Source organism: Pseudomonas sp. PDM28 (assembly GCF_019219115.1).
Classification (GTDB): Bacteria; Pseudomonadota; Gammaproteobacteria; order Pseudomonadales; family Pseudomonadaceae; genus Aquipseudomonas; species Aquipseudomonas laurylsulfatiphila.
On the sequence record NZ_JAHUWG010000002.1, the window covers coordinates 300,758 to 313,362 of the forward strand.

Below are 12,605 nucleotides of genomic sequence, written 5' to 3' on the forward strand. Positions count from 1 at the left end.
AAAAACAGTGAAATCCTGCTTAAACATATCTAAATTCTCGATACACCTCGTGTTTAGCCTTCGATCGGACAGGTCGAAATCGACCCCATGTGGCCGGTGGTCGTTGCATGTCGATTGTCCCCGGCGTTTGACTAAGCTTATTGAATCAGGGCGACCTGAAACCCGGGGGAGCAGCAACGGATCTGTATTGGCATCAAGACGGTACTCTCAAAGGAGACGACCATGTATGCAGTGATAAGAACCTACCTGGGTGCTGGAGCCAAGCAGCTATTCGAATTTATGGAACAGCGCAGCGTTGACATCGAAACGACCTTGCGCACAGTACCTGGCCTCGTAAGCTACACACTGCTCAATACGGGTGATGGGGGTACTTCGATCACGGTTTGCGCGGACAAGGCCGGCAGTGATGCGAGCCTGAAAGTTGCCCGTGAGTGGATTCAGAAAAACACTTCGCATATCCACGCGAACCCGCCGATCGTGACGGAAGGTCCGGTGATTGTGCAGATCAACTAGCGACCGGTCCGCAGGATGGCGAGTGCTATACTTTTTTCAGATTGCATGAAGTGTGCAACGTTCCCCAAGGTTCAGACACCGACTGCAAATCCAGGTTAATCGCTGCCGACAAAGGAGGTCTACAGCAATCTCGAGTCGGGAGGTGTGGCATGAATCGGCACTATTACATCAGTGACAATCTCAACGATCTTGAAACCGTTGAATATGAACTGGAAGCCAGCGGCATCAATTCTGAACAGATACATGTGCTCAGTGAAAAAGTTGCCGATGTCGAACAACATCACCTCCACGAGGTTAACTCGTTATTGGAACAGGATGCTGTTCACTCGGGTGAGATTGGCGCGGTGATCGGTTTGCCACTGGCGGCACTGGTTCTGGGTGGCGCCTATTGGATGGGCTGGACCGAATCCGCCGCAGGCTGGATGCCGTTTATCTTCCTTTCCATTGTCATCCTGGGCTTTTGCATCTGGGAAGGCGGTTTTTTCGGGTTCCAGATGCCCAACACTCACTTCCGCAACTTCAAACAGGTGGTAAACGAGGGCAAACATATCTTCTTCGTCGATGTTGAGCCGAACCAGGAATCGGTACTGGATCAGGTCATCAGACAACATCCACAGTTGGAGATCGCCGGCACTGGAGCGGCAGCCCCCCATTGGACAGTCGCCTGGCAGCACAAATGGCATCAGTTCAAGCGAGTGATATCGGGTTAGTGCCTGGAGACTCACGGCCATCCGCAAACGGCTTACTGGCCAAAGAAAATGACCCGGCTGAGGAAAATATAGTCAGCCTCGGTGGCCATCAGTCCAACGAGCACCAGTAAACACAGGGGTGGCACCAATATGGCGTAGACCATAGCCAACCGCTCCCAGGCCATATGCATGAAGATGGAGACAATTAAACCTGCCTTCAACAACATGAACGTGATAATCAGGGACCACCGAAGGTAGCCATGGAAGTGGAAATAGTCGACCAGGTACGACAGCGTGCTGAGGACGAATAACAGCCCCCAGATTTTAAGGTACAAACTGATTGGATGTTGCTGACCCTGAGCATGTGCCATCACCCGCCCTCCTCTACCATAAATAGAAGAATGCAAAAATAAACACCCACACCAAATCCACGAAGTGCCAGTAGAGCCCGGCGATCTCGACGTTCTGGTAGTTTCCGGAGCGTTCATAATCTCCGCGCAAGACTTTCAGCGCCACAATACTGAGGTAGATGGCACCGATTGACACATGCAGTCCGTGAAAACCGGTAATCATGAAAAAGCTGGCACCAAATTGCGCCGCCCCCATGGGGTTCCCCCACGGACGCACACCTTCTGCAATGAGCTTGCTCCATTCAAATGCCTGCATGCCGACGAAAGTCACACCCAAGGCTGCGGTCGCCAGCATCAGGGCCGTCGTTTTCGCGCGATCACGGCGATAGGCGAAGTTGACGGCCATGGCCATGGTGCCGCTGCTACTGATCAGCACAAAGGTCATGATGGCGATCAGGATAAGCGGGATTTCCCTTCCTGCGATCGTCAAGGCAAACACTTCACTCGGGTTCGGCCAGGCCGTAGTGATGGTCATGCGTACTGACATGTAGCCGGTTAAAAAACAGGTGAATATAAACGTATCGCTGAGCAGGAATATCCACATCATCGCCTTGCCCCAAGGCACCTGCTTGAAGGCGTCTTTGTCCGAGGACCAGTCGCTGGCGATGCTTTGCCATCCTGGCGCCGGTGGCGAGCCGGGTGGATTGGATGAGCTGGGCTCGATTTGGGCTTGGGCTTGCGGGTGCGATGCCATGGCTTTTCACCTCAGGCCGCAGAATCTGGCGATGGCTTCATAGGTTTGCGGCGTGCTGGACAGCAGAGCGAACAGCACGAACCAGAGACCCAACAAGTAATGCCAATAGATGGCACAGAGTTCTACGCTGGCGCTCAGTTGCGCCAATGGCACATGACGCAGAAATCTGGCGACGATCCAGCACCAGGCGATCAGCCCGCCCAGCAGGTGGAGCCCATGCAGGCCGGTCAACAGATAGAAGAAACTGTTGGCCGGATTGCTGGCGACAAAGTAGCCCAAGGCGACAAACTGCTGCCAGACCCAGACTTGCCCCGCCAGAAAGGCAATTGCAAAGACGCCCCCCAATGCGAAACCAATGACGGTCGCGCCCTGCCGAGCCTTTCGGGCAGCCACACGTGACCACTGCAGTGCGATGCAACTCAACAGCAGAAAAGCCGAATTCAGCCATAGCGGCCGCAGATCGCCTAACGGCGCCAAAGGCTCAGTCAGGGGTAGCCAGTCGACCATTTGTGAACGGGCAATAAAGGCAATCAGGAAGAGGAAGAATAACGAACTCACCACCACCAGAAACAAGCGCAAGCCGACTCTTGCGATTTGACGTCCATTGGCACCCTCGGCGGCCTGAACACCCTCAGGGTCGCGATTCCAACTGCCGCCGGGGTCAGCGCCGTCGGCGTTTCTCAATAGCAGTCTGTTCATGTCTTGACGTCCGCTATTTTAGTCCCGGCACTGAGTTGCCGCATCTGCTCCAGCTCCTCGGCGGAGACCGTTTGCGGCACGAAATCCTGTTCTATCCCCGGCACGCTGTAGTCATAGGCCCAGCGATGCACGACCGGCAATTTCTCGCCCCAGTTACCGTGTTTCGGCGGGGTGTGCAGCGTTTGCCATTCCAGGCTGGCCCCGCCCCAGGGATTACTGCCGGCGGGCTTGCCCTTGAATGCACTCCAGGCCATGTTGAACACGAACAGCAACTGGGAAACGCCGACAGTCAATGCGATCACCGTAATGAAGGCGTTCAGCTCTTGCGCGGACTGCGGGATGAACGCGTAGTTTTCATAGGCGTAGTAGCGACGTGGCATGCCCTGGAAACCCAGGTAGTGCATGGGGAAGAAGATGGCGTAGGTGCCCAGGAAGGTAATCCAGAAATGCAGCTTGCCCAGGGTGTCGTTGTACATGCGCCCGGTGACTTTCGGGAACCAGTGATAAATACCGCCGAACACCACCAGTACCGGTGCGACCCCCATGACCATATGAAAATGGGCGACGACGAAATAGGTGTCCGAGAGCGGAATATCCACGATCACATTGCCGAGAAACAACCCGGTCAGACCGCCGACCAGGAAGGTGACGATAAAAGCCAGGGCAAACAGCATCGGCACGGTCAGATGGATGTCGCCGCGCCACAGGGTCAGTACCCAGTTATAGACTTTCAGCGCGGTCGGCACCGCAATGATCAAGGTGCTGACGGCGAAAAAAAAGCCAAAGTACGGATTCATTCCGCTGACATACATATGGTGCGCCCAGACCACAAAACTCAGCACCCCGATCGCAATAATGGCCCACACCATCATTCGGTAACCGAAGATGTTTTTACGCGCATGCGTGCTGATCAGGTCGGAGACCAGGCCAAATGCAGGGAGAGCCACGATGTAGACTTCCGGGTGGCCGAAAAACCAGAACAAGTGCTGGAACAATATCGGGCTGCCACCCTGGTGATCGAGCTGCTGCCCCAGCGAGACCATCGCCGGCATGAAGAAGCTGGTGCCCAACAGCTTGTCAAACAGCATCATCACCGCGCTGACGAACAACGCCGGGAAGGCCAGCAAGGCCATGATCGAGGCCATGAAGATGCCCCACACCGAGAGCGGCATGCGAAACAATGTCATGCCGTGCGTGCGCGCCTGCAACACCGTGGTGACGTAGTTCAACCCGCCCATGGTGGCGGCGACGATAAAAATCGCCAGTGAGACGAGCATCAAGACAATGCCCCACTCGACGCCCGGTGTCCCCTGGGCGATGGATTGCGGCGGATAGAGCGTCCAGCCGGCACCCGTGGGGCCGCCCGGGACGAAAAAACTGCTGAGCAACACCACTACCGCCAGCAGGTAAAACCAGTAACTGAGCATGTTGACATAGGGGAAGACCATGTCGCGGGCGCCCACCATCAGCGGGATCAAATAGTTGCCGAAGCCCCCCAGAAACAAGGCCGTCAGCAAGTAGATGACCATGATCATGCCGTGCATGGTCATCGCCTGATAGTAAGTATTGGCATCCATGAACGCCAAACTGCCGGGGAAGCCGATCTGCATGCGCATCAAGCCGGACAGCACCAGGGCGATAAGCCCCACGAACAGCGCCGTCAAGGAATATTGAATGGCTATGACCTTGTGGTCCTGACTCCAGACATATTTGGTCAGGAAGCTTTTGGGCTCGTGCAGTGCTTCTGTTTCGGCTTGCTCCGCATAGGCCATCACGTCATCCTCGTTCCGAAGTTTCAGTGTGTTTCTGGCTGCTTTACGGCTATTTCCCTGGCTCCGCCTTGGTCGCATCAGCGTCAGCATTCGCTTTGGATTTGATGAAAGCGATCAGTGCATTCAGTTCCTCGTCACTCGGAGCCAGGGCTGGCATGACGGCTGCGTAGCCCTTGACGATTTTGGCATTGGGATGAAGAACCGAATCTTTGATATAGCCCTCATCGACCTTTACGCTCGTATCGTCGGCAAGGGTTTCCGTCTTGCCATACAGACCCTGCCAGCTGGGGCCGACGCCCTTGTTGCCATCGACGCTGTGGCAGGCCAGACAGCCAAGCGACCCGGCCAGTCGCTGCCCCTGCGCCACCAGGTCTTCACCCGGGCTCGACGCTTCGCCGCTCGAAGGTTGATCGTCTTGCGGTGCAGCACCCAGTGATTTGATCAGGGCGATGACAGCTCCCAGTTCGTCGTCCTTGAGAGTATAGGCCACCATGACCGGTGGGTAGCCCTGTACCAGGCGAGCCTTCGGATCGACAATCGACTCCTTCAGGTAGGCCTCGTCGACCAGCACACCGGTGCCATCGGCAAGCTGTTCAGTGCGGCCGTACAGCCCCTTCCATCCCGGGCCGAGACTGGCACTGCCATCCTGGCTATGGCAGGCCTTGCAGCCTAGCTGTTCGACCAACTGACGACCTTTTTCCAGCACGCTGTCTCGACCGGGTTTGGCTGCGGTGGTCAATGTCTGCGCAAAAGTCGGTTGGCCTTTTAGCCATTGATCGAAGACGGCCTGCTCTTCCACGACCATATGCCCGCGCATGTTGTAATGACCTACGCCACAAAATTCAGCGCAAAGGACTTCGTATTTTCCGGTTTTAGTCGGCGTAAACCAGAAGTACGACACCATCCCTGGCACCATATCCATCTTGCTGCGAATTTGCGGTACATAGAAATCGTGCAGGACATCTTTAGAGCGCAATAAAACTTTCACCGGCCGATCGAGCGGAAGGCGAACTTCATTATTCATGACAAGTACATCGTCCTGGCCTGCAGGATCCTTGGGATCAAGGCCGAGAGGATTGGTGGCGTCGACAAACCTGATATCCGACTTGCCCAGCTTTGTGTCTTGCCCGGCAAAACGATAGGCCCACTGCCACTGCTGGCCGACCACTTCCAGTTCGTAGGCATCTTTCGGCACCCGGATGAAATCGTTGTAGACAACCAGGCCTGGCGCCAACATCCCGGCGATGCCTGCCGAGGTAACGATGATCAGCCATGTTTCCAGTTTTTTGTTTTCCGGCTGGTAGGCCGCCCTGGCACCCACCTTGTGACGATACCGAATCACCGCTACCGCCATGAACCCCGTGATGGCAATGAAAAATATTCCACTGATGATCAGAGTGATGAACAGGGTGGTGTCGATGGATCCCCAGTTGGACGCTGCCGGTGTCGCATGCCAGGGCGCCAGTATGTGGAATAGCACGGAGGCAATAACGATGAGTATCAAGACAATTGCTATTGCCATTTGCTCTTCATCCTATTCCTGTTGTTCATTGGTTATGCAATAAGCATCGCCACTGACGTCCAAGCAGGGCCGACAAATACCACCCGTCCGGGCGCTAAAGTCAGTAAGAAGTATAGAGCGATCGGCTTGTACCGTGAGGCCGGCAAGGGAGTTCCGGTTGCCAGCTATACTTGAGTGCTGATGACGGATGGCTGAGTTCGGCCGCAAGCGGTTGCAAAGTTCGAACCCTGCCCTTGCAGCGTCGTCAAACAAATGTGGTGACATTGAGCAGGGACGGTAGCCACACAGTCCAGCAATCCACATGGGAGGTTTCGTCATGAGTGCCCTGACGATCGAAGGCTGGTGCAAAACCAGCGGCGACCAAAAGTCCACCCCGATGGGGGAAGTCCATTTCTATGTCGACGGACCTCTCCATGTCCGTCTGGAACAGGCCGAAGAGCGCCTGCAGAAGAGCCACGAGCGTGAAGCCATGGTCGATGTCGATATGGACTCGATGGATTTGAAAATGCCCGAGGGATTCGCGCCCTTGTCCGACTGTCAGATGCGTGTCTATCTGCACCACGAACGCGGTCAGTTTCATCTGGTCGGGCATCGTGCGAGCGATGGCAGCCTGATTTATACCAACGCGGTACTGATCGATCAGTTGCTGGATTAGCGGCGAGAGATTCGCTGCATCGATCGTTCTGTGCGGTGCTGAAAACTCACCGATCGCTGAACCGGACACCCGGAGCTTCACGACCTGGCGTACCGCAATGCGTGCCCGCTAGTCCTCGAAACGCCCCGTGGAATCCCGATCGCGCTCGTAGCGTCGTCTGAGCGCAAACGCCGGCAGCCAGGCCTCACGACGCACGACCCAGCTCTCGTAGGTCGGCGTCAGTTGGTCCGGAGCATCCAGGGATCCGAGGTTCACTTCGATTTCGTCGGCACTGCGCGCGAACACGGACGAACCGCAGTGCGGACAGAAATGCCGCCCGGCGTAGTCACGTGTTTCGCCTTCGATCGTCACCGCATCCTGATGAAATATCGCGGACGCGTGAAACAGCGCCCCATGATGCTTGCGGCAGTCGAGACAGTGACAGACGCCAACCCGGAACGGGCGCCCCGATGCGACAAGGCGCACCTTGCCGCACAAACAACCGCCGGTGAATCGGTCCATGGGGTGTCACCTCAAGGCCGTCCGAAACGGCGTATCAGCGTGGAAACAGGAGCGTCACGGCGGCGCGAAAGCCCCAGCCTTGCGGGCCGTCCTGCGGGCTGTCGAGCCAGTAGCGCGGGCCGGCCTGCACCGTCAGCGGTTGACCGCCGATCTTCAACAATTGGGTGACCGTGAGGTTGACCGGTACCGACCATTCCCGCGATTGCCAGTTGTAGGTCGACTCGGTATTGACCCCGTAGGTCGTGAGCGTATGGGTGGTGTACGAGAGGAAGGGTTGCAGGAAAGTCTGGTTGACCTTTTCCTTGTTGTCCGGCGGGCTGTCGTCCAGGCCCCAGATATGGTTGGCCAGAATGCCGCGGGTCCAGCCATTGGACTGTTTCAACGCCACCCCTGTCGGGCCCAGGCCCCATTGCTCGCTGCCGAGCAACTCGTCACTGCCGGTCGGTATCAGCAACGCCGGGCCGGCACCGAGTATCCAGCCACTTGCCGTCGGCTTGGTCGGCGAGAAGAAAAAACTCTGGGTGATATCGCCGGTGCCGGATTTATCCGCCGCGCCATTGGGGGCCAGGCCGTGCTGGTCGATGATCGGCAGAATGGTGCGAGAGATGAGATTCCAGTCCTCGTTCAGGGCGAACGGCAGCACGGGCTGGATATTGGTCACGCTGTGCATGCCCTCCCCGGTCGGCCCCATTTTCTGGTCCCAGTTGTACTGCACCGGCAGGCTGTACATCGCGGCGACCGGGTTGAGGGCTTTCTTCGCCAACTCTGCCGCATCCTCAGCCTGAGCCATCGGGATGAAGCCCAACGCAACGACGAGTGTCGACGCGGTACCCATCCACCCTTCTTTCAAATCCATCTCACTCACCTGTCGTTGTCAAAAACCGGCGTTGCAAAGGGTTAGCGTAGGCAACTCTGATCGATGTGCAACCTGGCCCGGCACCTCGCTGGCCTAGTGTTTAACGGTTTTTGAGAGTTTTTGATTCGGATTATCCCACTGCTGCAGGCAGCATTCGGCCCGCATTGACCGGCGTGCAAACACCTGTACCCGAATGACAACTTTCATCACGTGAGAACCGAACACATGGGCATGTCGAATAAATGGATTGCGGGTATTGCTTTGAGCTGTGTATTTCAGGTCGGCTGTGTCTCGAAAGTGGCGCAACAGGAGCAATACTCAGGCTTCCTGGGCAATTACCAGGGCCTGGAGGAGCAAACGACACCGAGTGAACAGAAGGTCCTGCGCTGGGTATCGCCGGGGTTCGATCCTCGCGCCTACTCCACTGTAGTGTTCAGGCAGATGGAGCTGTATCCGGCGCCGAAGCCGACCGCGCGCGTCAGCCTGAAGACCCTGCAAGACCTGCAATTGATGGCCAGCAACAGCGTCAAGCTCGCCTTTTCCCGCCGCTACGCAATCGTCCCTTATCCGCAACTGGCACCGACCAATTCGCGATCGCTGATCCTGCAAGCGGCGATCACTCATGTCAGCGCCAACAACGAAGGCATGCACTGGTATGAGGCTGTTCCGATTGGGGCCATTGTCGGGGCAACACAAGCAGCCACCGGGCATCGGGATCAGACTGCCGAGATGTACATCGAAGCCAACCTGATCGATGCCAAGACCGGTTTGCCGGTCGCGAAGATGGTTCGCAAGGTGTTTGGCGCGACACTCGACAATGCCCAACAGCCGGTGCTTGCCAGTGACTTCAAGGTCGCGCTCAAAGGTATGACAGACGATATGCAGGCCCTGCTCCTCAAGCACTGATGCCCGGATAAGCCCCATCGCACACAGGCTGGCATGGGGTTTGAACCGCGCTTGTTCTCTAACAAAACCGTCAGCCGTGCCGACGCCTGACGTGAGACCCCATCATGAAAATACTGGCCCATACCCTGGCGGTGCTCATGCTGTTGCCGAGCACCAGCGCCCTGGCAGTGACGGTGATCCCCCTCAAAGGTCAGACTTCCCAGGCCATCGCGCAGGACACCAGTGCCTGCCAATCACAGGCCAACGCCCAACATCCGGTACAAAGCACCGTCCCAACCGGTGGTCGGGCAAAGGGCGCCGCAACCGCCGCCGTGGCCGGGGCGACCGCGGCTGAGGTCCGGGGCCGCCAACATGAAAACGTCTATGACCAGATCGACGACGACACCCGGCAAGACTATCGCCAAAACCAGGCGCGCAGTGCCGCGGCGGCCGGCGCCGTCGTCGGGGCTTCCCGGCAACGCCAGGCGCGCCGGCAGAATAATGCAGCGAGCGAGCAAAGCGTCACCGCCAACAATTCCGTCTATAGCAGTTGCCTGCAGCAGCGTGGCTACGATGTCTTGCCTTGATCGACGGCGTTTATCCAGTGCACACGCGTCATCGTTAACGACCATCGCTGCGATGCGGCGACCCGACAAGCCAGCTCCCACAGGGGCCATGCCCACGCTGAAACTGTAGGAGCCAGCTTGCTGGCGATGGACTCCAGTGCGCCGCGTTCATCCAGTTCACCCGCGTTATCGTTAACGACCATCGCTGGCAGGCCAGCGCCTACAGGGGACCGCGTTCATCCGGTTCACACGCGTTATCGTTGACGACCATCGCTGGCAGGCCGGCTCCTACAGGGGACCGCGTTCATCCGGTTCACACGCGTTATCGTTGACGACCATCGCTGGAAAGCCAGCTCCTGCAATTTCCCGAACCAAAAAAACCCCGCGTCCTCCATGAAGGGCGCGGGGCAAAAGCCGTCGAACGAGAGGTGAGGATCGTTTGCGCCGCGTCAGGCAAAGCCTGAACGCGATGCGTGTCAACGCTCCTCGAGATCCATTAAAAGCGCTAACGAGCCTGGTTCAAAGCTAATTGGGATCAAAAATAATCTGCCGTTGACCGGGTGCACAAACAACAATCATTGACTCGTATTGTGAAAGCACTCGACCCGTTCAGGAGCAACCGATGCCTTGTCCGGACAGCGCAGGCAATCCGCCCAAGCCCTGGCTACATGCAAACTCACCCGCCCGAGCTTGCAGTTTTCGGATAGCGCAGAACATCCATTCAAAGCATCATTCGCGCTGTCAAAATCAAAAACCATGGGGCATCCAACAATGCTTTTCCTTTGTTTGGTTCAACTGATACCGCTGACAGGCAGGGCTGTTTACCGCACCCCGCGCTCCTGAACCGAGCCGGTCCCGCATCGTAAAGGCACCACAGCGCGCCTTGCGCCTGGTCCTCATCCATTTCATCTCCCAGTCCCGAATGTACCGAGCCAAATCCGGCCCCTATACTCAGGCCAGCACGCCTGATCGGAAGATTTCTATGAGCTACACCTTCAAGTTGAAAAATGGCGCCGTGGCGATATTCGACCCGGACAGCGCCATGCTCACCCTTACAACACCCCATGGAGATGTACAGAATTCCACGCTAGGCAGAGCCGAATCGCGTCTATTGGACCTGCTGCTGATGGAGCCAGGTGTCACTAAAAGCCGCGATGAAATCATCGACTACACCTGGAATGACCGCGTGGTTGCTTCCGGCAGTTTGAATCAAACCGTTTTCTCACTACGAAACATTTTGAATGACAGTCGCGATCACGAAATCCTGATGACTGTTCCTCGCCGGGGATATTGCTTCAACCGGCACTTTGTCGTCGATGCAGCAGCCGACGTCCCGGCCCCTTCAGAAGAAGCTGTGCAGCCACCGGCAGCCACTCCTGGACAACGACCGCCACCGGATCGCGATGAGTCGCTGGCGTCCTCGAGCAAAACCGAAAAATCCACCCGCATTACCAAGGCCCAATTGATCGCTTATATCGTTACCCTGGCAGTCGTGGCCTTGACTGTCTTTCAGTTCGACTTCGACGCGCCAAAAATTGAAATTTCCAGCGTCGACAAGAATGGACTGATCATCCACGCCGTAGGCAATGATCTTGCCGAGGCACAAGCGTTGCTGGAGCTGTCTGCCAAGCAATCCGAACAGCTTCCACCCAACCTGAAGGGGCAAGTCTGGATCAACCTGTACAAAACCAACTATTCCGTTTCGTGCATTCGCCCGGATCTAAGCACTGCAAATCTACAATTAAACAGCAGCGAAAGAGACCTCGCCATGATGATTCGTCAATGCTTGGAAGTCACCTTATGAAGTTTGAAATTCCGCAAGCGGTTCACTGGCCGATTATCGCCTTGATCAATGCGCTGTGCATTTTTTCCTTTTTTTATTCTCCTTCGCACTACATGGAAAATACCAGCTATCAGACCAAGGCCCGGCAATGGCTGGAAGATCTCAATCAACTCAACACCGAAGAGTATCTCACTATCGGGCATGGTCGACTCACCGGGACCACGCTGGAAAGCCTGAATGGGAAAATCCGCAATGCAACCATATCGGCAAATATAATCAGTGAAAGTAAATCGCAGGTTCAGATCAAAATCAGTAACGTCAAACTCAGCCAGGACAATGAACTCTTTGCCATTGAAAAGACCCCTGACCTATTCTTCAGACGCCAATACGTCTTGCAAGAAGGTGCCATCTTGAACTACGAATTGATCCCCACACAGAACAAAAACGCCGTGTGCTTTTACATACATGATCTTGGCCGTTTGCGCTGCATGAACCATTAATTGACCCCGCACTCGTCTGGCACAGGCTCATATCAGAAAATCACTTCAAATAAAAATAACAGTTATTGACTTGAATCAGATGGCGTCCCGGAAAAAAATCCCCCGCCAATAATCTCTGGAATCGAGCCTGCTTGATTCTCGTCCGGGACAATGCCCTACACAGGGGAATCAAGTGAAAACAATGCATTTCCTGCGAAGCAATAAATCGACGACCTTCGGATGCCTGGCGGTTATATTTCTGTCTGCCCTGCCATTTTGTTCGTTAGCGAACGACGAGCACGCCGTCGAAAGCACGACCATTGAATATTATGAAATTCAAACAAGCCCGGATGACACTCAGACACTATCGCATCTGAAAATCCATAGTGAGAATGAGTATCATACGGACGAGCAGGACACTGATTCCACCCTCCCTACTCCGCCACAAAGTGATACCGGAATGAGTTACGCCACCTCGCTCATATTACTTTGAACAGCGCAGCATTCGCCGTCGCAAGCGGCGATTGCCTCTTCTGACAACCTGGAAAATATGAGTTATTGACTTTGGAAGGCGCAGTCGG

General features: G+C 55.9%; 14 protein-coding genes. 7 read left to right on the forward strand and 7 right to left on the reverse strand.

The genetic code is table 11. The features are described 5' to 3' along the window. Positions 1–222: 222 nt before the first annotated feature. Positions 223–513, forward strand: a complete 291-nt coding sequence (locus tag KW841_RS04670; protein WP_218473963.1) for a hypothetical protein — start codon at positions 223–225, stop codon at positions 511–513. Positions 514–662: 149 nt separating this feature from the next. After that, positions 663–1,223 (forward strand): hypothetical protein, encoded by a 561-nt coding sequence (locus tag KW841_RS04675; protein ID WP_007977901.1) that lies wholly within the window; start codon positions 663–665, stop codon positions 1,221–1,223. Between the two features lie 32 nt (positions 1,224–1,255). Here the strand turns inward: KW841_RS04675 and KW841_RS04680 are convergent, their stop codons facing one another. Genes KW841_RS04680 through KW841_RS04700 form a run of 5 tightly spaced genes read right to left on the reverse strand, consistent with a single transcriptional unit; the run spans position 1,256 to position 6,299 of the window. Continuing rightward, entirely contained in the window at positions 1,256–1,573 is a 318-nt protein-coding gene (locus tag KW841_RS04680) for a cytochrome C oxidase subunit IV family protein (RefSeq protein ID WP_007977898.1), read from the reverse strand. 13 nt (positions 1,574–1,586) lie between these two features. Next, on the reverse strand, positions 1,587–2,306 hold the full coding sequence (locus KW841_RS04685) for a heme-copper oxidase subunit III family protein (protein ID WP_218473966.1): 720 nt from the start codon (positions 2,304–2,306) through the stop codon (positions 1,587–1,589). A 6-nt stretch (positions 2,307–2,312) separates the two neighbouring features. Next, complete coding sequence (locus KW841_RS04690; protein WP_218473969.1) at positions 2,313–3,005, reverse strand: cytochrome c oxidase subunit 3; 693 nt, start codon at positions 3,003–3,005, stop codon at positions 2,313–2,315. Next, positions 3,002–4,777 (reverse strand): cytochrome c oxidase subunit I, encoded by a 1,776-nt coding sequence (gene ctaD, locus KW841_RS04695; protein WP_218473971.1) that lies wholly within the window; start codon positions 4,775–4,777, stop codon positions 3,002–3,004. The genes KW841_RS04690 and ctaD overlap by 4 nt, the downstream gene beginning before the upstream one ends. Positions 4,778–4,826: 49 nt before the next feature. Next, complete coding sequence (locus tag KW841_RS04700) at positions 4,827–6,299, reverse strand: cytochrome c oxidase subunit II (protein ID WP_218473974.1); 1,473 nt, start codon at positions 6,297–6,299, stop codon at positions 4,827–4,829. A gap of 316 nt (positions 6,300–6,615) precedes the next feature. Between KW841_RS04700 and KW841_RS04705 the strand changes: the two genes are divergently transcribed. Continuing rightward, on the forward strand, positions 6,616–6,954 hold the full coding sequence (locus KW841_RS04705; protein WP_218473976.1) for a hypothetical protein: 339 nt from the start codon (positions 6,616–6,618) through the stop codon (positions 6,952–6,954). A gap of 108 nt (positions 6,955–7,062) precedes the next feature. Here KW841_RS04705 and KW841_RS04710 read toward each other — a convergent pair whose 3' ends face one another. Further along, positions 7,063–7,455: a GFA family protein gene (locus tag KW841_RS04710; protein ID WP_218473978.1), complete on the reverse strand. Its 393-nt coding sequence runs from the start codon at positions 7,453–7,455 to the stop codon at positions 7,063–7,065. A gap of 34 nt (positions 7,456–7,489) precedes the next feature. Further along, entirely contained in the window at positions 7,490–8,311 is an 822-nt protein-coding gene (locus KW841_RS04715; protein ID WP_218473980.1) for a transporter, read from the reverse strand. 225 nt (positions 8,312–8,536) lie between these two features. Here KW841_RS04715 and KW841_RS04720 point away from each other — a divergent pair, with 225 nt between their 5' ends. The 4 genes from KW841_RS04720 to KW841_RS04735 all read left to right on the forward strand — a co-directional run bounded on the left by KW841_RS04720 (position 8,537) and on the right by KW841_RS04735 (position 12,045). Then, complete coding sequence (locus KW841_RS04720; protein ID WP_218473982.1) at positions 8,537–9,217, forward strand: DUF3313 domain-containing protein; 681 nt, start codon at positions 8,537–8,539, stop codon at positions 9,215–9,217. Positions 9,218–9,321: 104 nt separating this feature from the next. Continuing rightward, positions 9,322–9,783, forward strand: a complete 462-nt coding sequence (locus KW841_RS04725; RefSeq protein WP_218473984.1) for a hypothetical protein — start codon at positions 9,322–9,324, stop codon at positions 9,781–9,783. 961 nt (positions 9,784–10,744) lie between these two features. Continuing rightward, the gene (locus tag KW841_RS04730) at positions 10,745–11,566 is read left to right on the forward strand and encodes a winged helix-turn-helix domain-containing protein (protein WP_218473986.1); all 822 of its coding nucleotides are present in this window, start codon (positions 10,745–10,747) and stop codon (positions 11,564–11,566) included. Next, a complete protein-coding gene (locus KW841_RS04735) occupies positions 11,563–12,045 on the forward strand; it encodes a hypothetical protein (RefSeq protein WP_218473988.1) in 483 nt (160 codons plus the stop codon). The genes KW841_RS04730 and KW841_RS04735 overlap by 4 nt, the downstream gene beginning before the upstream one ends. The last annotated feature ends 560 nt before the right edge of the window (positions 12,046–12,605 follow it).